Origin of the sequence: Streptomyces sp. NBC_01551, assembly GCF_026339935.1 — a bacterium.
Taxonomy (GTDB): Bacteria; Actinomycetota; Actinomycetes; order Streptomycetales; family Streptomycetaceae; genus Streptomyces.
On the sequence record NZ_JAPEPX010000001.1, the window covers coordinates 662,396 to 685,225 of the forward strand.

Genomic DNA, 22,830 nt, shown 5'->3' on the forward strand with positions numbered 1-22,830 from the left:
GTCAGGCCGCTCCCCCTCCGGCGCGGCCCACCAGGCGCGCCTCCAACGCGCGCTTGGCCTGCGGCCATTCCGGCCGGGTGATGCTGTACACCGCCGTATCGCGGATCCAGCCGTCCCGCATGACCATGTGGTGGCGCAACACGCCCTCGTGCGTCGCGCCCAGCCGGGCGATGGCCGCGCGCGACTTCGCGTTCCGCACGTCCGTCAGCAGCTCGACCCGGTTCATCCCCATCGCCTCGAAGGCATGGGTCAGCATGAGCAGCTTCGCCTCGGCGTTCAGGCCGGTCCGCTGCCAGGACTCCGCGAGGAAGGTCCAGCCGATCTCCAGCCGCCGCTGCGCGGTGTTGATCATCATCAGCCGGGTCGACCCGACGACCCGCCCCGTCGCCACGTCCACGGTCGCGTAAGGGATCTGCGCCCCCTCGGCACGGGCCGCCATCGCCTCTTCGATGAAGCCGCGGACATCCTCCGGATGTGGAACGAGCGTCACCGGCAGCTCCCACAGCCTGCCGTCCCGAACCGCCTCGCACAGCCCGTCGTGATGCCGCAGCCCCAACGCCTCCAGCCGCACCCGCTCCCCCACGAGCTCCACCAGCCCCGCCGCCCCCACACGCTCCATCCCGCCCCACCCGTCCCCGCAACCACCACCGACAGAGCGGACCCTACCCGGCGCCTCCGGAAAACGATCAAGGGCCCTGCCTCACCGAAGTGAAACAAGGCCCTGATCAACGACTGCGGAGCTGACTCCCAGTCGGGACGACAGGATTTGAACCTGCGACCCCTTGACCCCCAGATGGCTGCGCCAGGCCCACAGTCAGGACATGTGGCGCTATTTGAGGGCGAGGAACGTGTGCCAATGTGCGTGCCGTGCACCTGCGCGCAGCGGCACTGGTCCCCAACTGGTCCCCAACCAGTCGTCACCCCAAGGCGCCACTCGGGAGGTTCGGACGGATTGGGCGGGCCGCGCACGCCCTGGGCTTTCAGCCCACTCCCTCAGCCGAGCCGGACCCACTCCTTTCGATTGTGACGCTCCTCACTCCCACGGGCGACCTGAAAGAGCGTTTTGTCCTGTCGATGGTGTTTGGTAAAGGGGTCAGCTGTCGCGCCGGTTCGGTGTGGATTCACGGGTGAGGCGTCGACTCATGAGGTCGATCATCGCGAGGTGGATCATGGCTTCGGAGCGGTGCGGGTGGGCCTCGTAGTCGCGGGCAAGCCGGCGGTGGTGCATGAGCCATCCAAAAGTCCTCTCCACGACCCAGCGTCGCGGGATGACCTTGAAGCCTTTCCGGGTGGGGTCGCGGTGGAGGACTTCGACGCCGATGCCGAGGCGGGCACCGTGGTCGATGGCCTTGTTGCGGTAGCCGGTGTCGGCGCAGGCCTTGGTGATGCGGGGGTGGGCTGCGGCGATGTTCGAGAGCAGGTGGATGCCGCCGACGTTGTCCGAGACGCTGGCGGCGGTGACGAGGACGGCGAGGAGGAGGCCAAGGGTGTCGACGCCGATGTGGCGTTTACGGCCTGCGATCTTCTTGCCCGCGTCGATGCCCTGGCCGGGGGCAGGCACGTTCGCGGAGGTCTTGACGCTCTGGGCGTCCAGCACGCAAGCGGTCGGCTCGGCATCCCGGCCCTCGGCCTCCCTGACTAGTCGGCGGAGGAGGCCGTTGAGCTGCTCGAACACGCCGTCCTTCTGCCAGGCGGCGAAGTAGCCGTAGACCGTCTCCCACGGGGCGAAGTCGTGTGGCAGGTACCGCCAGGGGATCCCGGTTCGATCGACGTAGAGGGCCGCGTCCATGATCCGGCGCAGGTCGCGCTCGGGCGGCCGGCCGATATCCAGGCCCTTTCCTCTCCGCTCGGCCCGCCAGGCCGACAGAATCGGTTCGAGCAGTTCCCACCGGGCATCGGACAGGTCACTGGGATAAGGCCACGGTCGTTGGCGCATGTTTCGGGAGTACTGCCGGCCGACGGCCCAAGACAGGGCGCAAACAGGGGTGAGCGGGGGCGCCTTGGGATCAGACAGGAGCGAAGGGACCGAGATGGACCTGCAGCAGCCGTCACCAGCCACACGCTTAACACCACAACCAGCCGCCTCAGCCACCCGGCGACAGCCACCCGCCCAGATTCGAACCAAACACCATCCACAGGACAAAACGCTCTTTGAGAGGGTGGCTCGTGAGTCTTTGTGTGTTTCTACCGTCGCCTGATGGTGTGGGTGCGGGCCGAATCGGGCGGGTCCTGAGAAGCGGAAGTGGAGGTGGAGGTTAGTCCCTGCTTCTCACGGGTTGGCGCCGTTCCCCAGGCTCATGTGCTGTGGATGTGCCCTCGTGCGCCCGGGTTCTGGGCGGTCCGGGACGCCAAACGTTCTGCCCAGGGTGGGTCTGCGCCGGGGACGGAGCAGGTGAGGGCGGCGACGCGGGCGGCGAAGGAGCAGGCGTCGGCGGTGCCTTCGAGGGTCAGGGCGTCGAGTCGGCCGCCAAGGTGTCCGAGTGCGGTGAGGCGGTGCAGCAGGCCGGCAGTGAAGGCGTCTCCGGCGCCAACGGTGTCGATGACGTCGACGGTCGGGGCCGGGACGGTGACGCGTGCGCCGTCGAGGGAGGCGAGGGCGCCACGTCCGCCGAGGGTGATGACGACGAGGCGCGCGCCGGCCGCGTGCCAGGTATCGCAGGCCTGTTCGGGGCTGGCCCCGGGGAGGAGCAAGCTGAGGTCGTCTTCGCTGAGGCGGAGGATGTCGGCCACGGCGCACCAGTGGTGGAGCCGCTGGTGGTAGGCGGCGGGCGGTACGAGGAGTGGGCGGACGTTGGGGTCGATGGACACGGTGGCGTGCTCGCGTGCCTTGGCGAGGTAGTCCTCGATGTGGCTGCCTCCGGGGCTGCGTATCAGCGCCAGGGAGCCGGTGTGCACGGCGACGGTTTCGCCCGGCACGGTGTCGGACAGTTCGTCGGCGGTCCACTGCCAGTCGGCGGCGCCGTCGGCGAAGAAGGAGTAGGTGGCCTGGCGGGTCTCGTCGAGGTCGGCGATGGCCAGGGTGCTGGGCTCGGGGGCGGCCACGCTGCCGCTCAGGTCGACGCCGGAGGCGCTGAGGCGGTTGCGGAAGAGGGTGCCGAAGACGTCGTTGGAGATCCGGGCGAGGAAGCGGGTGGGGGTGCCGAGTCGGGCGAGGGCAACGGCGGTGTTGGCGGGGCCGCCACCGGGCAGGACGCGCAGGGCGAGATCGGCGGGGCTGGACAGGGCGGGGTCGGTGAAGGCGTCGGCGACGCACTCGCCGAGGACGGTGACGCTGCTGGTGGGGATGTTCATGGGCTGTCTCTCTGTAAAAGCGCAGTGCGGGGGGCTCGGTCGTAGCGTTCGTCCTTGACCTTGCGGATGGACACGCGCCGGACTCAGCCCTTGACCGCAGAGCTGGCCACGCCTTGGACGAACCACCGCTGGAAGAACGCGAAGACGATCAGCACCGGTAGGACCAGCAGGACGCCGAAGGCGAGGATCTGGCCCCAGTCCGGGGGCTGCTGGCCCTGGAAGACGCTCATCTCCAGCGGCAGCGGGCGGACCGACGGGTCGGAGACCATCAGCACCGGCCACAGGAACGAGCCCCACTGGATAAGGAAGGTCAGGATCGCCACTGAGGCGAAGGCCGGCTTGCTCATCGGGACGATGATCGCGAAGAAGGTGCGCCAGGGGCCCGCGCCGTCGATCCGGGCGGCTTCCTCGATGCTCGGTGGGATCGAGCGGAAGAACGTGTGGAACTGATAGACCGAGAAGGCGTTGGCGATGAAGGGGAGCGCCAGGATGTAGAGGGTGTTGCGCTGGTCGTTGAACATGTAGAAGAGCGGGACGGCCACCGACTCGAACGGGACCAACATCAGCAGCAGAATGAGCGTGAAGACGGCTTCGCGTCCGCGCCACTTCAGCCGTGACAGCCCGTACGCAGCCATCGAGTTGACGAACAGGCCGCCCGTCACGACCACGAACGCCAGCAGCAGCGAGATGCCCATGAAGCGCCAGAAATAGCCGGTGCTGTCGGAGTTGAGGCTGCTCAGGACGGCGGAGTAGTTGTCGAAGGACAGGTCGGTCGGGAGGAAGCCGGAGAGGCCGTTCAGGATCTCGTCGGACGGCTTGAGGCTGCCCAGGAACAGGTAGATCACCGGTAGCACGAAGACGGAGGCCAGCACGCTGAGTACGGCGTAGTCCATGAAGCGGCGCAGGGGCGTAGGGGTCGTGCCCATGAGTCAGTCCTCGTTTCCGGGCCGGACGACGCGGCGCTGGATGAGGGTCAGGACGACGACGATCAGGAAGAAGACGACGGTGATCGCGGACGCCTGGCCGATGTTGTTCTGGTCGAAGGCGGTGGTGACGGCCTGGTACATCACGGTGCGGGTGGCGTCCTCATCCAGACCGCCCCCGCGGACGAGGACGTACACCTGGTCGAAGACCCGGAAGGAGAGCACCGAGGTGAGCATCGCAACGAAGACGAGGGTGGAGTGGATGCCGGGCAGGGTGACGTGGCGGAACTGCTGCCAACGACTGGCGCGGTCGAGTTCGGCGGCCTCGTAGAGCTCACCCGGGATCTGCTGGAGGCCGGCGAGCAGGATGACCATCTGGAAGCCGACGCCCTGCCAGATGGACAGCACGACGATCGAGGCCATCGCGGTGGCGGAGTCGCCGAGCCAGTCGAAGGCGCCCCAGTTGCCAAAACTCGCCGCGTCCAGCGCGGAGTTGAGCATGCCCTGGTCACTGCGGGCCAGTATGAGCCGCCAGATCACGGCGACCAGCGCCATGGGGAAGACGACCGGCATGAAGAAGAGCGACCGGAACAATCCGATGGCCTTGAGCTTGCGGTTGAGCAGGATCGCCAGGGCCAGTGCCAGGGCCGTCTGCACGGGTACGACGAACACGGCGAAGGTCAGGTTGTTGAGCAGGGCCCGCAGGAACGGGCCGGACAGGTCGGGGTCGGTGAACAGCCTCCGGTATTGCTCCAAGCCGAAGAAGCTGGGCTCCAGCGGGGAGCCGAGGCGGACGTTGTAGAAGGAGAGCACCACGGCGTAGCCGAACGGCACACCGACGAAGACGATCAGTCCGACGACGGCCGGGGCGGACATGAGTAGTCCGTGCAGCCAGTCACGGTTCTTGCGGCCCGGCCGCGCTGATCGCGTCGATCGCGCGGATGTCACGGATGTCACGGATGAGGCCGGCTCCGGGCCGGGCGGCGCGGCGTGCGCGGGTTCCACGGATGTCACGGATGAGGCCTGCTCCGGGCCGGGCGGCGCGGCGTGCGCGGGTTCCACGGATGTCACGGGAGGGTCCTGTTCCTGGCGGGGTGGGCGCGGCAGCCGCGGCCGCCCGGGCCGATGGGTCCTACGGGATCTTGTAGCCAGCGTTGTCGGAGAAGTCCTGGTCGATGGCGCGGGCGGCCTTTTGCAGAGCGCTCTCGGGGTCGGCGCCACCGTAGATGGAGTTCAGGGCCTCGCTGAACTTCGAGGTGACCAGGGGGTAGCCGGGTGTCACCGGGCGGGTGACGGCGACGCAGGACTTGGTGATGTCCTTGTCGCCGCAGGGCTTGGCGAGCTGGTCGGCGTAGAGCTGGAGCGGGCCGCCCTGCTTGTAGAGCTCGCTCTTGTCGAGCGCGGTCTTGGTGGCGGGCACCGCCCCGTTGGCCGTCGTCATGGCGGTGATGTTGGCGTCGTTCAGGAGGGTGTCCAGGAACGTGCCGGCGGCCTTGGCGTTCTTGCTGTGGGCGCCGATGCCCCAGGCCCAGGAGCCCTGGCCGGTCTTGGGGCCGTTGCCGAAGTCGGGCAGCGGCAGTACGACGAGGTCGTCGCCGAGGGCCTCGCTGTAGGCGGGGTACATCCAGTGGCCGACCCAGCTCAGGGCGACGCGGCCCTTGGCGAAGGCGTTGCCGTCGGTGTTGGGGTCGACATACGTCTTCCAGGACTGGAAGGTCTTCATGGCCGAGATCACGGCCGGGGTGTCGAGGGCGCCCTCCGCCTTGCCGTCCTTGAGGAGGGAACCTCCCGCGGACCAGACGACCGGGGCGAAACCGTAGGTGCCCCACTCGTTGGCGTAGCCGCCGGTCTCCTGGAGGTCGAGGGTCTTGCCGTCGGTGTCCATGGCCTTCAGCGCCCCCAGCGCGGCGGTGAACTCCGTCGCCGTCCAGTCATTGGACAGGCTGGTCGGGTACTTCACCCCGGCCGCGTCGAGCAGCTTCTTGTTGCCGTAGATCCCCAGGCCGGAGTCGAACATGCCCAGGCCGTAGTGCTTGCCGCCGACCTCGCCCTGCGCCTTGCTCGCGTCGGTGGCGTTGTCCATGGTCTCGGTGGAGACGTGCGTGTCGATGGGGGCGAGCTTCTTGTTGTAGACGAAGTTCGCCATGGTCGGGCCGTCGAACTCCATCACGTCCGGCAGCTTGGAGGCGTCGGTGGCCGTGATGGTCTTGGTGTAGTCGGCCTCGGGGATCAGCTTCAAGTCGACCTTGATGTCGCCCTGCGAGGAGTTGAAGGACTTCACCGCGTTCTGCAGCGCACTGGCCTCGTTCTTCTGGCCCTGGTGGGCCCAGACGCTGATGGTGCCCTTGCCGCTTCCGGCCTCGGCGGAGGCATCGGTGCCGCCGCCCGAGCCGCAGGCGGCCAGCGCCACCACGGGGAGAGCGAGGGCCAGGCCCGTACGGACGGTACGGCGGTACTTTCTGTTGGTCGAGCTCATGGTTTGTGCCTCCGTGCTGTGGCGAGGGTTCGAAGTGCGGGGGGAGCTTCCCGGGGCGTGGGGGTGCGGCGCTCGGGGGGTTACCTCGGGCCGCGCAGGCGCGGCGGGGCGGTGGTCTCGCGCAGGACGAGACGGGTGGGCATCTGCACCTGCCCCGGCGGCTCGGCGTCGGGTTCGTCCAGTTGCCGCAGCAGCAGCCGGGCGGCCTCGGCGCCCTGGTCGGCAACCGGCTGGGCAACGGTGGTCAGTCCGACCACGTCGGCGAGTTCGTGGTCGTCGAAGCCGACGACGGACACGTCGTCCGGCACCTTCAGCCGGTGGCGGCGCAGGGCGCGCAGTGCGCCCATCGCCATCTCATCCGACTGCGCGAACACGGCAGTCGGCGGGCGGGAGACAGCCAGCAGCTCGGTCATGGCCCGCTCACCGCCCTCGACGGTGTAGTCGCCGTCCGCTTCCAGGGCCGCATCGTGCTCTATCCCCGCATCGGTCAGGACGTCCAGGTAGGCGCTGCGCCTTTCGACGGGGGTGGTCCAGTGCAGCGGCCCACTGGACCCGCTGATCATCCCGATCCGTCGGTGACCGAGGTTCACCAGGTGGCGTACGGCGCTCTCCGTTCCGGCCCGGTCGTCGATGCCGACGACGGTGAAGCCGAACCGGGCTCCGCCGACCGTGGTGGCCAGCGGCACCCCGAGTGAACGCAGTGCAGCCGACTCCTCCTCGTCAGGGATGAGGAGCGACAGCACGGCGTCCACCCGCTTGCGGACCGGCAGCTTGGTGAAGAAACGCTTGCGTGTCTCCGGCGATCCCAGGTTGTACAGCAGCACGTCGTACCCGGCGGCGCTGAAGACCTGCTCGGCGGCGTCCAGCACGGTGCCGAAGAACCAGCGGCCCACGTACGGGACCACGACCCCGATGGTGAAGGTGCGCCCGCTGGCCAGGCTCGACGCGGAACGCGAGGCGGTGTAGCCGAGCTGGGCGGCGAGGGCCGCGATCTGCGTCCGCACCTCCTCGGACACGCCCGGCCGTCCGCGCAGCGCGCGAGACACGGTGGACGTCGAGACTCCGGCGGCGCGGGCGACATCGGTGATGCTGGCCGTCACGGCGCATTCCCTCCCGTTGGTTTCACGTCGATGTGATCTGCAGGTGACGTGACCGTAAGCCCGCCCTCGTTGTTGCGCAAGCGTTTGCGTTCGGATTTACTTGGGCTGACCCTTGAGAGACCTTTTTGTTATCAAGCATCAGCGCATACGTTTGGGCGCTGTGAGCCGACAGGAATGTGCATGCGATACGCCCCGCCCGGCTTCTGCGTGAACGACTTCGCCCTCCTGCGGGACGAGGACGGCACATACGCGGTGCTGCACCTGCAGGGGCCCTGGACAACGGAGTTCGATCATCTGCGGATGGAGACCTCCTACGGCCGGGCAACCTCCACCGACCTGGTCCACTGGCAGCCCCAGGGCACCGCCTTCGGCAACGGCCTGCCCGGCCGCTTCGACCAGCAGGCCGTGTGGACCATGCACCCCATCCGGCACGGCGACGCAATGACGATGTTCTACACCGGCGTCTTCGGTCTCACACCGGGCGGCTGGCCGGTCCAGTCGGTCGGACTGGCGTACTCGGACCGCACGGACGGCACCGGTTGGCGCCGCCATGGCACCAGGCCGGTCGTCGAGGCGGACCCGCGCTGGTACCGCACCAGCGAGAAGATGGCCTGGCGTGACCCGTTCGTCGTACGCGATGACGCGTCGGACGGCTGGGTCATGGTCGTCTGCGCCAGCGACGCCTCCCTCCCGGTGGAGGTCAGCGGCTGTGTCGCCCTGGCCACCTCGGCGGACCTGGAGCACTGGACCGTCCATCCGCCGCTCATCTCCCCCGGTGACGTCGATGAACTGGAGTGCCCGGTCCTGGAACGCCTCGACGACGGAAGCTGGCTGCTGCTCGGCTCCATCGGCGCGACCCGCGGCTTCGAGTCGTGGACCGCCCCCAGCCTGCGCGGGCCCTGGACCCGCCGCGGTCCCCTCGGCCCGGCCGGCGCCTACGCCCCGCGCGTCATCGTCGCGCCCGATGGCTCCCGCGTCGTGCTGCACACTACGCCTCGCCGGGTCGGCCTCACTGACTCCGGCGAGACCTGCCGCGGGATGCTCGCCCAGCCCAAGTCCCTTGTCATGTTGGACGGTTCGACGCCCCGCCTGGAATGGTGGCCCGGCCTGGACGTCTGGCTCAGCGAGGAAACGGAGCACCCCGCCCCGCACGCAGTCGGCGACATCGGCCTCACCGGGCCCGTCGACGTTATTCTCCGCACCGATTCCCCGGACGGCAGCCCCGCCCTCGTTGTCGGCTGCGACGGCAAGAACCTCTGGGTCACCGGCCCCGAGGGGACCCGGCTCGGCGAGACCGTCCTGACCGAACCCGCCGCCACGCTGCGCATCCTCACCATTGGCGAGTACGTCGAGGTCTACGCCGACGGCCTCTTCGTCCTGACCACCCTGTGCTACTCCGGGCACCCCGCCCCGTGGACGGCCGCCACCGAAGGCCGCAAACGCACCATCCCTGTCCGCCCGATCCGGCTGCCCGACCCGCACCGCGACGACGCCTCGGCCATCTGGCCAGGCTCTACAACACCCTGACGGGCGACAGCCCACGCCCGTCTGATCGTCACCCGGCACGACCCCGGAAAGGCTCAATCGGGTGTGCGAGGACATCGACCGCCCGCCAGGAACTGGCGAGTCAGCTCGAGCGCTCCACCGGGCGGAGTGCCACGATCTTCCAGAGGGACACCTTGCTGTCCATGGCGTTGACTCGGGCCTGCGTCATGCCGACGGCAGCCGCGATGCGCGCCTGGCTGGCCCTGCTGTACTGCTGGCCGTGGCGGAACACGGTGCCGATATCGCGGGTGCGGAGGGCTTGGCGGACATCTGCGCGCTCCCATGCCCAGTCAGGCAGAGACGTTGGTACGAGCGGTGTGGTCACGGTCCTCGACGACGACCTCGGCGCCACCGCGCTCGCCGCGCACACGGGAGTCAGTGCGCGCCACCTGGCCCGGCTGTTCCTCGACCAGCTCGGACAGACACCTGCCCAGTTCGTACGGACCGCCCGAGCCGAGGCGGCCGCACAACTCCTCGTCTCCACGGCACTGCCGCTGGCCTCGATCGCCAGGCGCTGCGGGTTCAGCTCCGCCTAGACGATGAGGCAGGTGTTCCTGGAGCACTACGGAACGACACCCAGCCAGCACCACACCCTCCACAGCAGTTCCCGGGTCGCACCCTCCGAAGTGCCAGTGGTTGGATGTTTCGACTCGGACGGCGACGCATCGTGGCCTGCGGTCGCACGTGGTCCACGAGCACGGGAGCGACACGGCCCGCAGCACCTCCGCGTGGTCCCACGGCGACTGGCGCCTGCTTGTGCCCGCCGAGTGGCAGGACGACACTGAACGCCGCATAAAAGCCGGCCTACCCGAAGAGGTCGGGCACCGGGAGAAATGGCGCCTGGCCCTGGACCTCATTGACGAGGCGGTCGCCTGGGGCCTGGAGCCGATGGTGATCGTCGCCGACGTCGGCTACGGCCAGTTCACCGCGTTCCGCCACGGCCTGGCGGAACGCGGGCTGGACTACGTCGTCGCCGTCCGCTCGGACGAGTCCGCGCACCCGCAGGCGGCCGCGCCCAGCGCATCGCCGTGGAGCGGGAACGGCCACCATCCCGCCACCGCCACCCTCCGCACCACGGCTGGCCACGGCCGGAGTGAGGAGCAGCGCCGGAGTCGCACGCGGCCGGTAAGCCGACAGCGGACCCGTGTCAGGCCATAGCCGCGCCGGTTCCCGCGATCACCTCGGGCCGCAGCAGGGCGGCGAGCCTCTCGGCCGGCAGCAGGCCCCTCTCCAGGACCAGCTCGGCCACACCCCGGCCACTGGCGAGGGCTTCCTTGGCGATGTCGGTGGCGGCCGTGTATCCGATGTGCGGGTTCAGGGCGGTCACCAGGCCGATGGAGTTCTCTACGGTGGCGCGCAGCACCTCGGTGTTGGCGGTGATGCCGGCCACGCAGCGCTCGGCGAGGGTGAGGCAGGCCGCGCGCAGGTGGGTTATGGACTTCGACAGAGAGTGCAGGATGACCGGCTCGAAGGCGTTGAGCTGGAGCTGTCCGGCTTCGGCGGCCATGGTGATGGTGATGTCATTGCCGATCACCTCGAAGGCGACCTGGTTGACGACCTCCGGGATCACCGGGTTGACCTTGCCGGGCATGATGCTCGAACCCGCCTGCACCGGCGGCAGGTTGATCTCGCCGAAGCCGGCGCGCGGCCCGGAGGACAGCAGGCGCAGGTCGTTGCAGGTCTTGGACAGTTTGACGGCGATGCGCTTGAGTACACCGGACATCTGGACGAACGCGCCGCAGTCCTGGGTGGCTTCGACCAGGTTGGCCGCGGTGACCAGGGGCAGCCCGGTGATGTCGGCAAGGTGGCGGCGGGCCGATTCGGCGTATCCGGCGGGGGCGTTGAGACCCGTGCCGATCGCGGTCGCGCCGAGGTTGATCTCAAGAATCAGCTCGACGGCCTCAGCGAGCCGGCTGCGGTCCTCGTCGAGCATGACGGCGAAGGCGGAGAACTCCTGCCCGAGCGTCATCGGCACGGCGTCCTGCAACTGGGTGCGGCCCATCTTCAGAACGTCGCGGAACTCGACGGCCTTGCGGGCGAACGTGTCCTGGAGGACGGCCATGGCGTCGAGCAGGCCACGCACCGCGGAGACGGTCGCGATCCGCACGGCGGTCGGGTAGACGTCGTTGGTGGACTGGCCGAGGTTGACGTCCTCGTTGGGGTGCAGGTGCCGGTACTCGCCCCTGGCGTGGCCCAGCAGCTCCAGCGCCCGATTGGCGATGACCTCGTTGGCGTTCATGTTGGTCGAGGTGCCGGCGCCGCCCTGGATGACATCGACGACAAACTGGTCGTGGAGCTTGCCGCCGCGTATCTCCTGGCAGGCGGCGACGATCACGGCTGCCTTCGCGGGCTCCAGCAGGCCGAGTTCCTCGTTGGCGAGGGCGGCGGCCTCCTTGACGGCGGCGAGGGCGTCGATCAGGTGCGGGTAGGCGGAGATGGGCGTCCCGGTGATGGGAAAGTTCTCGGTGGCGCGCAGGGTGTGGACGCCCCAGTAGGCGTCGGCGGGGACGTCGCGGTCTCCGAGCAGGTCGTGTTCGCTGCGGGTGGCGGCGGTCATGGGTGTGCGGCCCTCTTCCTGAGGTGGGTGGGTCAAAGTGGTGAAAGGGGATGGAGTCAGGCGGTGGCGGGGACGCTGGGCGGGTTCAGCGCCGCCACCGGCTGGATGCCGCCGACGGGCCGGCCGCCGCCGGTCATCGGCTCGCCCTCGAACCCGGCGAGCAGCCGCGGCTCGACTCCCGCCCGGGCGAGGGCTGCGGCCGTGACCGGGATGCGCGCCCGGTCCGCCCCGTCGGCGATCTTCACTGCGACGGCGCGGCCGTCGGGCAGCGCGGCCACCTGGACGCCCTCGAAGCCGTCCTTGGCCAGCAGCCCGGGCACCGCGCGCATCAGCTGGGCCGTGTCTCGCCCTGTGCCGGAGGCCATCTCCGGGTGGACGCGCAGCGCGTCCGCCACCCGGCGCCCGGCGGTGTCCGGACCGGCCGTGGCGATGCGGGCGGCGGCGCGGGCCAGGCCGTGCAGGGACACTGCGAACAGCGGGGCTCCGCAGCCGTCGACGGTGACGTTCGCGATGTGCTGGCCGGTGAGTTCCTCGACGACCTCGGCGATCGCCCTCTGAAGCGGGTGGCCCGGGTCGAGGTAGCTCTCCAGGGGCCAGCCGGCCAGCTTGCACAGGTACAGCATCGCCGCGTGCTTGCCGGAGCAGTTCTGGGCGAGCCGGGAAGGCCCGCGGCCCTCACGCACCCAGGCATCCCGGACCGCCCGGGCGTACGGCACGTCGGGGACGTTGCGCAGGTCGTCCTCGGTGAGGCCGGCCAGTTCGAGGATCAGCCGGGTACCTGCGAGGTGGTGCTCCTCGCCGGAGTGGCTGCCCATCGAGAGGGAGAGCAGGGCGCCGTCGAGCGGCAGCCCGGCCCGCACCATGGCGAGGGCCTGGACCGGCTTGAGGGCTGAGCGCGGGTAGCAGGCGGCCTCGATGTCTCCGATGCTCAACCGGACGTCGCCATTACCGCCGAGGACGACGACGGATCCGTAGTGGACTCCCTCGATCACGCCGCCCCGGGTGACGTGGGCGACGGGTGCATGCTGGGGCTCGCGCATCGCGGGCGCGTCCGCGAGGAGACTGCTTCGCATCACTGCCTCGTTTAGTGGTGGGTTGCTGCTGACCGGGGTGGCCGGCGGCAGGCCCGGCCAGGGGGACGGGCCGCGTCCGCCGCCCGGCTCAGCCGTCGCTCTTCGCGGCGGCGCGCGCCACGCGGCCGCGGACGGCGTACCAGCCGGCGACCAGCGCCGCGGCGATCAGTGGCACGCACAGCACGGTGGTGCGCGCCGCTCCTCCGTCGGCGTACATGAGGACCAGGACGGAGGCGAGGAAGGCCAGTGTCACGAGTTCGGTCCACGGGGACCCGGGCAGGCGGTAGGAGGGACGGGTCAGTTTGCCGTCACGGGTCTTCCGCCAGAAGAAGAGGTGGCAGACCATGATCATGCCCCAGGTGGCGAGGATGCCGATGGCCGCGAGGTTGAGCACGATCTCAAACGCATCCGCCGGAACCACGAAGTTGAGCCCGACGCCGAGGACGCACATGCCGCTGGTGAGCAGGATGCCGCCGTAGGGCACCTGGGTGCGGCTGAGCCGGGCGGTGAAGCGCGGGGCGGAGCCGTTGACGGCCATCGAGCGCAGGATGCGGCCCGTGGAGTAGAGGCCGGAGTTGAGCGAGGACATGGCGGCGGTGAGGACGACCAGGTTCATCACGCCGCCGGCCGCCGGCACACCGATGTGGGAGAGCACGGTCACGAACGGGCTCTGGCCGGCGCTGTAGCTGCTCCACGGCATCAGCATCGACAGCAGGACGACCGAGCCGACGTAGAAGAGGCCCACACGCCACATGATCGAGTTGATCGCCTTCGGCATGATCTCCTCGGGGTTCTCGGTCTCACCGGCCGTGACGCCGACCAGCTCGACGGAGGCGTAGGCGAAGACGACCCCCTGGATGATCAGCAGCATGGGCAGCAGGCCGTTGGGGAAGATCCCGCCGTTGCCGGTGATCAGAGCAGATCCGGGGACGGCGCCGTCGACGGGATGCCGGGTGACCAGGAGGAAGATCCCGATCCCCATGAAGACCACCAGCGCGCTGACCTTGACGATGGCGAACCAGAACTCCAGTTCGCCGAAGATCCGCACCGAGATGAGGTTCACGGTGAGGACCACGGCCAGGGCTATGAGGGCGATCACCCACTGGGGGACATCGGAGAACAGGTGCCAGTAGTGGGTGTACGTGGCGACGGCCGTGATGTCGGCGATGCCGGTGGTCGCCCAGTTGAGGAAGTACATCCAGCCCGCGGTGTACGCGCCCTTCTCCCCGAGGAACTCCCGGGCGTACGACACGAAGGCGCCGGAGGACGGCCGGTACAGGACGAGCTCGCCGAGCGCGCGCACGACGAGGAACGCGAACACGCCGCAGACGGCGTAGGCGACGAACAGGGAGGGCCCGGCCTCGGCGAGGCGCCCGCCCGCGCCGAGGAACAGCCCGGTGCCGATCGCACCCCCGATGGCGATCATGTTGACGTGCCGGGGTTTCAAGGACTTGCTGTAGCCGGTGTCCCCGGCGTCGACATGACGGGCCGTGGGGCGCTTCTCGTCTTTGAGGAACTGCTCGCTCACGCCTCGGGTCTGCCTTCCGTGGAAGTGTCCGTGCGCTGGGGGCGCACGATGTCGGTGAGGGTCGTCTCGACCCGCAGCAGGTGGTGGGACATGGCCTCCACCGCGTCGTGCTCGGAACCGTCGACCAGCGCTTCGAGGATGGCCCGGTGCTCGCAGTTGGACTGCTCGCGCCGGCCGCCGAGCTCGTTGAGGAAGGTCGACTGACGCGCCAGCGCGTCGCGGATCTCCTCGATGACGCGGCGGAAGACGGGGTTGCGGGATGCCTCGGCCACCGCCAGGTGGAAGACGGTGTCCATCGCCACCCACGCGGTGGTGTCGGTCTCCTGCTCCATCCGGTCGAGCAGGTGGCCCAGATGGTCCAGGTCCTCCGGGGTGCGGCGCAGCGCGGCGTACCCGGCGACCGGAATCTCGACGTGCCGGCGCACCTCGAGCAGGTCGCTTGCGGCGTAGTCGCCGAAGGTGGGGTCCTCGACCGTGTTCGCCAGGACGAACGTGCCCTTGCCGCTCCTGGAGACGGTCAGGCCCATGGCCTGGAGAGCTCGGAGCGCCTCCCGCAACACGGGCCGGCTGACCTCGAGGCTCCGGCACAACTCGGCTTCGGAGGGGAGCTTGTCACCCACGACGTACTGACCGCGCTCGATGGCGCTGCGCAGGTGGCCGTAGACCGCTTCCATCGCGCTTACGCGCCGCGGTACGCCACCTGTCTGGCTGTCTGACAGGTTCACGCTGCGATCTTGCGGGCTGCGCCAGGAGGGTGTCAAGACACCTGTGTCGGGAAAATCGGGCCCGGCGGGCTTCGTACCGGGCGCACCTTCCGGCCGGCCACCCGAGCAGGCTCGGCGCTCGCGGCGGAACTCGCAGCCGCCACCAAGGCGTGCACGACCGGCGCGTCGACACCCATCTCCGGGTGCCACTGGACGCCCACGGCGAAGCGGTGCCGGGAGCTCTCGATCGCCTCGACGGTGCCGTCCGCCGCACGGGCGGCCACGATGAACCCGGCGCCCAGGCGATCCACCGCCTGATGATGATGCGTGGCGACCTCGCGGGTCCCCGGCAGGAGGGCGCCGATCCGGGTCCCCGGCACGGTGGTGACGGCGTGGGCGCAGAAGTGGCCCCGGTAGGGGTTGTGGTCGTCGTGTCCTACGCTGTCGGGCAGGTGCTGGATGAGGGTGCCGCCCGCGTGCACGTTCATCAGCTGCATTCCCCGGCATACTCCGAGCACGGGTATGTCGCGGGCGAGGCAGGCGACCAGCACAGCGCGTTCCCACCGGTCGCGCTCGCGGACCGGCGGGCCCGTGCGCGGGTGGGGCGGCGCACCGTACAGGGCGGGATCCAGGTCCTCACCGCCCGTCAGGATGACCGCGTCCAGACGCTCGACCACATCGGCCGCGGCCTCCGGCGCGTCCGGCGGCAGCAGAACGGCGCGGCCGCCCGCCGCCCGGAGACAGCCGACGTAGGCCGCGGGCAGCACCGCGGCGGGCAGGTCCCACTCGCCCCACTGGGCGTCGGCCAGGTAGGTGGTGAGTCCGATGAGTGGTGGCTGGGGCATACCACTTCCTTTCAGGGCATGCGAGGTGATCGTCGACGGCCGGATCCACACCCGCGCCGGCAGACGTCCCCGGCCGCGGCGGGCTGCGGCAGAAGACGGACGGGGCACTGGCGGAGGGGCACCGCGACGGCGAGGGGAGCGGCGGTCACGCCCCGGCAACGCGGGCTTGCGTTTTTCTTGCCGCGAGCAGAATCCTGCTGGCGTTCATCCGCAATCACAAGAAAACACATCTTCGCGACAGATAAGTGAGCCTTAACTCCGTGCACGGACTCGACCCCCGCCTGCTCGCCACCCTCGAAGCCGTCGTGCGGCACGGCTCCTTCAACGCCGCCGCACGCGAGCTCGGCTACAGCGCGCCCGCGGTCTCCCAGCAGATCGCCGAACTCGAACGCCGCGCGGGCCTGAGAGTGCTGGAGCGCCGGCCCGTGCGCGCCACACCGGCCGGCGAAGTCCTTCTCGACGCCGAGCAGGGCGTCCGCAACGCGTTGGCGACGGCATCGGTGGAACTCGACGCCATGCGCGCGGGTACGGCCGGACGGATCCGTCTCGGCGCCTTCGCCTCGGCCGCCACCAGCATCGTTCCGCAAGCGCTGGCCCAACTCCACACGGCCTACCCCCACGTGCAGGTCAGCCTCGGCCAACTGGAACCCGAGGCCTGCTACAACCGGCTCAAGCGGGGGGACATGGACCTGGCCCTCAGCTACGACTACGACTTCATCCCCGTCCCGCCACCCCGGATGCTGCGCCGGACGCTGGTCGCACGGGATCCGGTGGTGGCCGTGGTCCCGGCACACCACCGCCTGGCCGACAGGGAGGTCATCGACCTGGCCAGCCTCGCGTCCGAGACCTGGATCGCGGCTCCGGAGGCCGCACTGCGCCTGGAACTGCTTTCCCAGATGGCCAAGACGCCTGGCTTCCAGGCCCGCCTGCAATACGAGGGGGACGACTTCAACACCGTGCTCGGCTTCGTGGCCGCAGGCCTGTGCGTGGCCGTCATGCCGCAACTCGCCCTGCCCCGCGCCAACACCCAGGTCGTGGCCCGCCCCCTGGCCGAGCCGCAGTTGACGCGCTTCATCTACGCCGTTCGCATCGACACCCGGCACGCCCCGCGCACCGTCCTGGACCTGGAGCAGATGCTCGCCGCGCAAGCGCTGGCCGCGCTCGCATGAGGCTGCGGCGGGCGGCTACCGGAGGCGAACGGAGCGTGAACCCACGTGAAATGCGCCAAGTTGACGGCGGCCGCACGCGCGTAGACCGGGTGGCGACGCCCGGTCTCCCGGCTTGTCCGACTACCGGACGCGGTGGCTGAAAGTTAAACTATTCTGTGACGGGCGGCCTACGTTTGCGGCGGTTGACGTTCCAGCGAGAGGAAACCCCTCATGACCGCCGCCGACAGTGCGCCGCGAACGGCCCGCGTTCTCACCGGCTACCGCCCCGAGGACGGCTTCATGGCCGTGGAGCTGGACCCCCCTCCGGGCGAGTACGTATGGCACGACGAGCACGCCGAGCAGCAGGAGCAGCGCTACGGCCCGGGTGCGGGCTACCATCAGTGGCTGGCAGTGGACGCACGCGACGGCGCCGTATGGTTCGGCGACATCGACTGGCGGGCCCCGTCCGAAGACCTCGGCAGCCAGCTCCCCGGCCTCCCCCGCAGGGCACTCGGCGACGGGGCCGTCCCGGCCTCCGGAATAATGGTGCAGCTGCTCGGCCACCTGGCCCATGACGAACAGCGCGGCTGCTCCTGGCGCTTCTTCACCGCTGAGGAACTGCACGCGCTCGCCCTGCGCATACTCCCCGCCGTGCAGCGGCTCGTGGACTCCATCCACCGCATCGGACCGGGCGACGAACTGGAGTGGTCGGCCGAGGCCGCCACCGCCTGGGACGACATCGAGCAGGCCGCGACCCACACCTTCGATCCCTCCGGCGATCTCCGCTGGCCCAGGCTGCGCACGACACCGGTCCCTGCCTGGCGTGTCGAGGTCGGCGCGTTCCTCGCCATGAACCCCGGTCTGTGCGATCCCTCCTGGGGCCTGGCCACGGACGCGGAACTCGATGCCTACGCCGACTACAGTCCCGAGAGCGGCTATGGCGGTGTACCGGGGCGGATGTGCCGCGCCGCCGACCGGCAGATCGAGGACGGTTTCACTTTCTACGGCCACCGTGCCGCCCTGTACGCCTACCGCGCGCAGGCTTGCGGCGACCGTGTTCCGACAGACGCCCGCGTCTGGCTGGAGACGACAGAGGCGGGTCGGGGCACCTGGGAGGCAGCCAAGCCCCCCGGGGCCACCCTCGCCGACGTCCCCGACTGCGTGCTGGCGGCCTTGGCCGAAGGGTTCCAGAACTCCGCGCACCAGGAGGGTCTGGTCCTGACGGGCCTGGACGCCCATCTGCGCCGGTTGCGCGCCGAGGAACGCTCCGCCGTCGACCAGCAGCTCGTCCGCGAAGCCGAGGAAGTCAAACGCCACGAAAACATGCTCAAGGACTTCCGCGCGGCACGGAACCGCACCGTGACACGGATCCTGGCCTGGTCCGATGGGCGCAGCGACGGGGAAATCGCCCGCCTGGCGTCCATGCCCGACGATTACGTCAGCGACTGGCGGGCCCGCCTGACCGACGAACAGACGACGGCCACACCCGCAACCTAAAGCATGTGCGGCGAAGACAGGGCACCCGCTCCGCAGCCTCACCGCCCGGGCAGCCCGTCGAGCGCCACGGCCGTCCGTAGACCGAGGCGACGGCCCGAGGCCTTGAGCTGGCGCCGCCGGCCCGCGGCGAGTACCGCTTGCGCGGGGTAGCCGGAGCCGGACCTGGCCGCTGTACCGGCGAGACGACCGGAGATGGTGCTCGTCGACGGCCTCGGGACCAAACGCTCCTGGCTTGCTGCGCCCCGAGCTCCGGACTCCGGCCGCTGCGATCCGAAGCCGCCATCCTCAGCCGGTGCCTACGACCGGACATCGTGAACCCCTGCGCAGGGCAGCGACGCGGATGCAGTGGGCGCACGCAGCGCTAACAAGGGAAAGGCATTGGTCGCGGCGGCCTCGGGAGCGCGGTGGTCGCCTGTGGTCGCACCCTGGAAGCGTCCGAGTCGGCAACCGCCGAGGCGGAGCCGAGTTCGTGCCCGGCCTCGCGCTGGGCGGCCGACAGAAACGGCATCACGGCCAGGGACAGAGCGGCGAGCACGATGCCGGGGATGGACCGCTCGGCCTCTCCGGTGCCAGAGGGCGCCAGGACGGCGTCGACGGCGACGTCCGTGGCGAGCGCGAAGAACGAGAAGGCGATGATCTGACCACCACTCAGCGCTACCTCCACCCCGACGCCGGCCAGATCACCGCAGCTGGTGCCGCGCTGTCCGCGCACCTCATGGTGCTCCGTGCACCTCGTTCGCTGCCAGTCACGGCCGTCACCGCGATCTGACCCGCACGGGCCGACCTGGTCCCCAACTGGTCCCCAAAAATGATCAAGGGGCCGTTTCGGATTGCTCCGAAACGGCCCCTGACCTCGACTCTTTCGAGTCGGGACGACAGGATTTGAACCTGCGACCCCTTGACCCCCAGTCAAGTGCGCTACCAAGCTGCGCCACGTCCCGATGTGCTTCCGACTGGGCTTCCCACTTGGGGATTCCCGTCCCGGCGGCACATGCAGAACATTACCCCACGCCGAGGGGTGTGCACGCACGGGTAATCGGCGGGAGGGAGGATGAGGGGATGGACGCACGGGATCGGGACGCTGAGGGGCGGGCGCGGAGTGCTCGGCCACGGGATGGGCTGGGGCGGCCGCTGGCGTACGGGGAGGCCGGGGTCGAGCGGCAGCCCGAGGGGGTGGTGCGGACTCCGGTGGAGACCGTGCGGGAGGCTCAGCGGCTGCTGGACGCCGGGATGCCGTTCCACGCGCACGAGGTGTTCGAGGACGCCTGGAAGACCGGCCCCGAGGCCGAGGCCCCGCTCTGGAAGGGGCTCGCGCAGCTGGCCGTGGGGCTGACGCACTCCGCGCGCGGGAACGCGGTCGGCGGGGCGCGGCTGTTGCGGCGCGGCGCCGATGCCCTGGCCGCGCGGGGCAAGGGGGAGGCGGGCGAGGCGTACGGGGTCGACGCGGCCGGGCTGGTGCGGTGGGCCCGGGGGCTGGCGCTGCGGGTGGAGGCCGGGGAACGCGTCGACGCGGGCGCCGAGGCGCCCCGGCTCTCCTGAGGGTCGGACCGGCGGCTACGCCTTCGGCTCCAGGAGGTCCCAGCGGTTGCCGTGGAGGTCCTCGAAGACGGCGACCGAGCCGTACGGCTCGTGGCGCGGCTCCTCCAGGAAGCGCACTCCCTCGGCGGTCATCCGGGCGTGGTCGCCCGCGAAGTCGTCGGTGTACAGGAAGAAGCCGACGCGGCCGCCCGTCTGGTCGCCGACCCGGGAGCGCTGGGCGTCGTCCTTGGCGCGGGCCAGCAGGAGAGCCGATTCGCGGGCGCCGCGCGGGCGGACCACGACCCAGCGGGAGCCGTCCGGACGCGCGGTGTCCTCGACGAGGTCGAAGCCGACGGCCCGGGTGTAGAAGTCGATGGCCTCGTCGTAGTCGCGGACCACGAGGGCGGTGAGGGCGATGTGTGCGGACATGAGGCCTATTGTGCGCCGAGCAGTACGACCTCCAGGGTGCGGGGCCCGTGCACGCCCTCGACCCGGTCGAGCTCGATGTCGCTGGTGGCCGAGGGGCCGGAGATCCAGGTCAGCGGGCGCGTCGGGTCCAGGAGCGGCAGCGCCCGCGGGACGGAGTCCACGACCTGGTCAGGGACCCGCACCACGCAGATGTGGTGGTCCGGGATCAGGGTGATGCGCCGCCGGCCCTGCCCGGGGCCGCCGTCGAGGACGATCGTGCCGGTCTCGGCGATCGCCAGGGCGCAGCCGGTCACCACGCTGTCGACCGCGTCCAGTTCGTACGGGGTGGAATCCGCCCGGTCGTGGACCCGCGTCGGATCCGCCGCCGGGAGCCAGTGCGGCGGCAGCCCGGCCGGTACGAGGACGCTCCGCGCGCCCCGCTCGGACAGGAGCCGCGCCAGCAGGGGCGCGAGGCCGTCCTCGTCGGTCCGGTGCACCTTCGCCCGGTACTCGGCGAGGTTCGCGGCGAGGAGGGCCGCCGTCTGGGCCGGGGTGCGGGCGCCGTGGACCGGGAGGTAGTCCCGGGGGACGGCGGGGGCGGGGGCGGCGGTCGCCGTGGCGCGGCGGATGCGGCCCAGGATGCGGTCCCTGCTGCTCACGTCCGGCCTCCCCGGTCTCGCCGATCTCCCCGGTCTCCCACGTCTCCCCGATCTCCCGTATCTCCCCGATCTCCCCGGCCTTCCGTATCTCCCAGGCTTCCCCGGCCTCCCCGCTCCCGCGCCCACCAGTCGCGGAACGGCTCCGCCGGGAGTTCCGGCAGCTCGCGGCTGTCCGTCCACGCCCGCCCGGGCCCCGGCAGCCGGCGCGGCCGCAGCCGGCGGGCCCGGGCCAGCAGCCGCTCCCCCGCGCGCAGCGCGCACGGGTGGTCCAGGAGGTGCCGGGCGGCGCGCATCGCGGCCCGTTCGGCGGCATGGCCCCGCGCCGGGCGGATCCGTACGCGGATGCCCTCGCGGGTCACCGGGCCGCCTTGGACCACCCGTTCGCGCAGGTGGACCAGGACCTCCGGAATGTCGATGGCGACCGGGCAGACCTCGTAGCAGGCCCCGCAGAGGGTGGAGGCGTAGGGCAGCGAGGCATCGATCTCGCTGCCGGTGCCCCGCAGTTGGGGGCTGAGGATGGCGCCGATCGGGCCGGGGTAGACGGAGCCGTAGGCGTGGCCGCCGGCGCGCTCGTAGACCGGGCAGACGTTGAGGCAGGCGGAGCAGCGGATGCACCGCAGGGCCTGGCGGCCGACCTCGTCGGCGAGGGTGTCGGTGCGGCCGTTGTCGAGCAGGACGAGGTGGAAGGCGGAGGGGCCGTCGCCGTCCGTGGTGCCGGTCCACATCGTCGTGTACGGGTTCATCCGCTCGGCCGTGGAGGAGCGCGGCAGTGTCTGGAGGAAGATCTCCAGGTCGCGGAAGGTCGGGACCACCTTTTCGATGCCGACGACCGAGATCAGGGTGTCGGGCAGGGTCAGGCACATCCGGCCGTTGCCCTCGGACTCGAAGACGACCATGGTGCCCGTCTCGGCGACCATGAAGTTGGCGCCGGAGACGGCGACCTTGGCGCGCAGGAACTTCTCGCGCAGGTGCAGGCGCGCGGCCTCGGCGAGTTCGCGCGGGTCGTCGCCGAGCCCGGCCGGTGCCGCGCGGCCCCAACTCCCCATCTCCGCCTCGAAGATGTCCCGGATCTCGGCGCGGTTGCGGTGGATGGCCGGGACCAGGATGTGCGAGGGCCGGTCGCGGCCGAGCTGGACGATCAGCTCGGCGAGGTCGGTCTCGTACGCGGCGATCCCGGCGGCTTCCAGGGCCTCGTTGAGGCCGATCTCCTGCGTGGCCATGGACTTGACCTTGACGACCTCGCGCTCGCCCGTGGCGCGCACGAGGCCGGTCACGATCCGGTTGGCCTCCTCGGCGTCGGCGGCCCAGTGGACGACCCCGCCGGCGGCGGTCACCGATTCCTCCAACTGGAGCAGGTACCGGTCGAGGTGACGGAGCGTCTGGTCCTTGACGGCCTTCCCTGCGGCGCGCAGCAGTTCCCAGTCCGCCAGTTCCGCCACCGCCCGGGCGCGCTTGTCGCGGATGGTGTGCGTCGCGTGCCGGAGGTTGGCCCGCAGCACCTCGTCCCCGACGGCATCCTTCGCCGCCTCGGGAAAGGCCGGCATCCCGATGAACGTGC

At 70.4% G+C, this 22,830-nt stretch carries 21 protein-coding genes, 1 tRNA gene and 1 pseudogene; 7 read left to right on the forward strand and 16 right to left on the reverse strand.

The features are described from left to right. Position 1: 1 nt before the first annotated feature. The 7 genes from OG982_RS02775 to OG982_RS02805 all read right to left on the reverse strand — a co-directional run bounded on the left by OG982_RS02775 (position 2) and on the right by OG982_RS02805 (position 7,790). The gene (locus tag OG982_RS02775) at positions 2–619 is read right to left on the reverse strand and encodes a GNAT family N-acetyltransferase (RefSeq protein ID WP_266947858.1); all 618 of its coding nucleotides are present in this window, start codon (positions 617–619) and stop codon (positions 2–4) included. Positions 620–1,093: 474 nt separating this feature from the next. After that, positions 1,094–1,936, reverse strand: coding sequence for an IS5 family transposase (locus OG982_RS02780; RefSeq protein WP_266947859.1), 843 nt, complete (start codon positions 1,934–1,936; stop codon positions 1,094–1,096). 359 nt (positions 1,937–2,295) lie between these two features. Then, positions 2,296–3,291: a carbohydrate kinase gene (locus OG982_RS02785; RefSeq protein WP_266947860.1), complete on the reverse strand. Its 996-nt coding sequence runs from the start codon at positions 3,289–3,291 to the stop codon at positions 2,296–2,298. Positions 3,292–3,374: 83 nt separating this feature from the next. Beyond that, entirely contained in the window at positions 3,375–4,217 is an 843-nt protein-coding gene (locus OG982_RS02790; RefSeq protein ID WP_266613692.1) for a carbohydrate ABC transporter permease, read from the reverse strand. Between the two features lie 3 nt (positions 4,218–4,220). Then, the gene (locus OG982_RS02795) at positions 4,221–5,090 is read right to left on the reverse strand and encodes a carbohydrate ABC transporter permease (protein ID WP_266947861.1); all 870 of its coding nucleotides are present in this window, start codon (positions 5,088–5,090) and stop codon (positions 4,221–4,223) included. 256 nt (positions 5,091–5,346) lie between these two features. Next, positions 5,347–6,690 (reverse strand): sugar ABC transporter substrate-binding protein, encoded by a 1,344-nt coding sequence (locus OG982_RS02800; protein ID WP_266947862.1) that lies wholly within the window; start codon positions 6,688–6,690, stop codon positions 5,347–5,349. An 80-nt stretch (positions 6,691–6,770) separates the two neighbouring features. After that, positions 6,771–7,790, reverse strand: a complete 1,020-nt coding sequence (locus OG982_RS02805) for a LacI family DNA-binding transcriptional regulator (RefSeq protein ID WP_266947863.1) — start codon at positions 7,788–7,790, stop codon at positions 6,771–6,773. Between the two features lie 180 nt (positions 7,791–7,970). Between OG982_RS02805 and OG982_RS02810 the strand changes: the two genes are divergently transcribed. From OG982_RS02810 to OG982_RS02820, 3 genes and pseudogenes are all read left to right on the forward strand, one after another. Further along, positions 7,971–9,317 (forward strand): mucin-1, encoded by a 1,347-nt coding sequence (locus OG982_RS02810; protein ID WP_266947864.1) that lies wholly within the window; start codon positions 7,971–7,973, stop codon positions 9,315–9,317. A gap of 161 nt (positions 9,318–9,478) precedes the next feature. Then, positions 9,479–9,871 (forward strand): helix-turn-helix domain-containing protein, encoded by a 393-nt coding sequence (locus tag OG982_RS02815; protein WP_266947865.1) that lies wholly within the window; start codon positions 9,479–9,481, stop codon positions 9,869–9,871. A gap of 208 nt (positions 9,872–10,079) precedes the next feature. Further along, positions 10,080–10,493 (forward strand): annotated as a pseudogene (locus OG982_RS02820) (transposase); the annotation flags it as partial. Here OG982_RS02820 and aspA read toward each other — a convergent pair. The 5 genes from aspA to OG982_RS02845 form a co-directional block, all read right to left on the reverse strand. Then, positions 10,483–11,892: an aspartate ammonia-lyase gene (aspA, locus tag OG982_RS02825; RefSeq protein ID WP_266947866.1), complete on the reverse strand. Its 1,410-nt coding sequence runs from the start codon at positions 11,890–11,892 to the stop codon at positions 10,483–10,485. The pseudogene OG982_RS02820 and the gene aspA overlap by 11 nt on opposite strands. A 56-nt stretch (positions 11,893–11,948) precedes the next feature. Continuing rightward, positions 11,949–12,965 carry an asparaginase gene (locus OG982_RS02830; protein WP_266947867.1) on the reverse strand — a complete coding sequence of 339 codons (1,017 nt, stop codon included), beginning with the start codon at positions 12,963–12,965 and terminating at the stop codon, positions 11,949–11,951. Between the two features lie 88 nt (positions 12,966–13,053). Further along, positions 13,054–14,493 (reverse strand): amino acid permease, encoded by a 1,440-nt coding sequence (locus tag OG982_RS02835; RefSeq protein ID WP_266947868.1) that lies wholly within the window; start codon positions 14,491–14,493, stop codon positions 13,054–13,056. Further along, positions 14,490–15,218 carry a FadR/GntR family transcriptional regulator gene (locus tag OG982_RS02840; RefSeq protein WP_136226690.1) on the reverse strand — a complete coding sequence of 243 codons (729 nt, stop codon included), beginning with the start codon at positions 15,216–15,218 and terminating at the stop codon, positions 14,490–14,492. The genes OG982_RS02835 and OG982_RS02840 overlap by 4 nt, the downstream gene beginning before the upstream one ends. Before the next feature lie 32 nt (positions 15,219–15,250). Beyond that, positions 15,251–16,042 carry a gamma-glutamyl-gamma-aminobutyrate hydrolase family protein gene (locus OG982_RS02845; protein ID WP_266947869.1) on the reverse strand — a complete coding sequence of 264 codons (792 nt, stop codon included), beginning with the start codon at positions 16,040–16,042 and terminating at the stop codon, positions 15,251–15,253. A gap of 260 nt (positions 16,043–16,302) precedes the next feature. Here OG982_RS02845 and OG982_RS02850 point away from each other — a divergent pair, with 260 nt between their 5' ends. The 3 genes from OG982_RS02850 (at position 16,303) to OG982_RS02860 (ending at position 19,456) form a co-directional block, all read left to right on the forward strand. After that, positions 16,303–17,211: a LysR family transcriptional regulator gene (locus tag OG982_RS02850; RefSeq protein WP_266947870.1), complete on the forward strand. Its 909-nt coding sequence runs from the start codon at positions 16,303–16,305 to the stop codon at positions 17,209–17,211. Positions 17,212–17,421: 210 nt separating this feature from the next. Then, positions 17,422–18,687: a hypothetical protein gene (locus OG982_RS02855; RefSeq protein ID WP_266947871.1), complete on the forward strand. Its 1,266-nt coding sequence runs from the start codon at positions 17,422–17,424 to the stop codon at positions 18,685–18,687. A gap of 469 nt (positions 18,688–19,156) precedes the next feature. After that, entirely contained in the window at positions 19,157–19,456 is a 300-nt protein-coding gene (locus OG982_RS02860) for a hypothetical protein (protein WP_266947872.1), read from the forward strand. 98 nt (positions 19,457–19,554) lie between these two features. Here OG982_RS02860 and OG982_RS02865 read toward each other — a convergent pair. Beyond that, positions 19,555–19,628: transfer RNA gene (locus OG982_RS02865), tRNA-Pro, on the reverse strand. Positions 19,629–19,746: 118 nt separating this feature from the next. Here OG982_RS02865 and OG982_RS02870 point away from each other — a divergent pair. Continuing rightward, the gene (locus tag OG982_RS02870; RefSeq protein WP_266790045.1) at positions 19,747–20,226 is read left to right on the forward strand and encodes a DUF309 domain-containing protein; all 480 of its coding nucleotides are present in this window, start codon (positions 19,747–19,749) and stop codon (positions 20,224–20,226) included. A 15-nt stretch (positions 20,227–20,241) separates the two neighbouring features. On the opposite strand, the gene OG982_RS02875 is transcribed toward OG982_RS02870, so the two are convergent. The 3 genes from OG982_RS02875 to OG982_RS02885 are packed head-to-tail and all read right to left on the reverse strand — an operon-like array spanning position 20,242 to position 22,816. Beyond that, positions 20,242–20,634: a VOC family protein gene (locus OG982_RS02875; protein ID WP_266947874.1), complete on the reverse strand. Its 393-nt coding sequence runs from the start codon at positions 20,632–20,634 to the stop codon at positions 20,242–20,244. Between the two features lie 5 nt (positions 20,635–20,639). Beyond that, positions 20,640–21,272, reverse strand: a complete 633-nt coding sequence (locus OG982_RS02880) for an LUD domain-containing protein (RefSeq protein ID WP_266790041.1) — start codon at positions 21,270–21,272, stop codon at positions 20,640–20,642. Next, the gene (locus tag OG982_RS02885; RefSeq protein ID WP_266949854.1) at positions 21,269–22,816 is read right to left on the reverse strand and encodes a lactate utilization protein B; all 1,548 of its coding nucleotides are present in this window, start codon (positions 22,814–22,816) and stop codon (positions 21,269–21,271) included. The genes OG982_RS02880 and OG982_RS02885 overlap by 4 nt, the downstream gene beginning before the upstream one ends. Positions 22,817–22,830: the final 14 nt, after the last annotated feature.

What these genes read in the sequence shown, in the direction of transcription:
- OG982_RS02795 (WP_266947861.1), bottom strand. Translation starts at nt 5,090, where the DNA reads ATGTCCGCCCCGGCCGTCGTCGGACTGATCGTCTTCGTCGGTGTGCCG.
- OG982_RS02815 (WP_266947865.1), top strand. Translation starts at nt 9,479, where the DNA reads ATGGCGTTGACTCGGGCCTGCGTCATGCCGACGGCAGCCGCGATGCGC.
- OG982_RS02875 (WP_266947874.1), bottom strand. Translation starts at nt 20,634, where the DNA reads ATGTCCGCACACATCGCCCTCACCGCCCTCGTGGTCCGCGACTACGAC.
- aspA (WP_266947866.1), bottom strand. Translation starts at nt 11,892, where the DNA reads ATGACCGCCGCCACCCGCAGCGAACACGACCTGCTCGGAGACCGCGAC.
- OG982_RS02790 (WP_266613692.1), bottom strand. Translation starts at nt 4,217, where the DNA reads ATGGGCACGACCCCTACGCCCCTGCGCCGCTTCATGGACTACGCCGTA.
- OG982_RS02885 (WP_266949854.1), bottom strand. Translation starts at nt 22,816, where the DNA reads ATGCCGGCCTTTCCCGAGGCGGCGAAGGATGCCGTCGGGGACGAGGTG.
- OG982_RS02870 (WP_266790045.1), top strand. Translation starts at nt 19,747, where the DNA reads ATGGACGCACGGGATCGGGACGCTGAGGGGCGGGCGCGGAGTGCTCGG.
- OG982_RS02800 (WP_266947862.1), bottom strand. Translation starts at nt 6,690, where the DNA reads ATGAGCTCGACCAACAGAAAGTACCGCCGTACCGTCCGTACGGGCCTG.
- OG982_RS02780 (WP_266947859.1), bottom strand. Translation starts at nt 1,936, where the DNA reads ATGCGCCAACGACCGTGGCCTTATCCCAGTGACCTGTCCGATGCCCGG.
- OG982_RS02785 (WP_266947860.1), bottom strand. Translation starts at nt 3,291, where the DNA reads ATGAACATCCCCACCAGCAGCGTCACCGTCCTCGGCGAGTGCGTCGCC.
- OG982_RS02810 (WP_266947864.1), top strand. Translation starts at nt 7,971, where the DNA reads ATGCGATACGCCCCGCCCGGCTTCTGCGTGAACGACTTCGCCCTCCTG.
- OG982_RS02845 (WP_266947869.1), bottom strand. Translation starts at nt 16,042, where the DNA reads ATGCCCCAGCCACCACTCATCGGACTCACCACCTACCTGGCCGACGCC.
- OG982_RS02830 (WP_266947867.1), bottom strand. Translation starts at nt 12,965, where the DNA reads ATGCGAAGCAGTCTCCTCGCGGACGCGCCCGCGATGCGCGAGCCCCAG.
- OG982_RS02775 (WP_266947858.1), bottom strand. Translation starts at nt 619, where the DNA reads ATGGAGCGTGTGGGGGCGGCGGGGCTGGTGGAGCTCGTGGGGGAGCGG.
- OG982_RS02855 (WP_266947871.1), top strand. Translation starts at nt 17,422, where the DNA reads ATGACCGCCGCCGACAGTGCGCCGCGAACGGCCCGCGTTCTCACCGGC.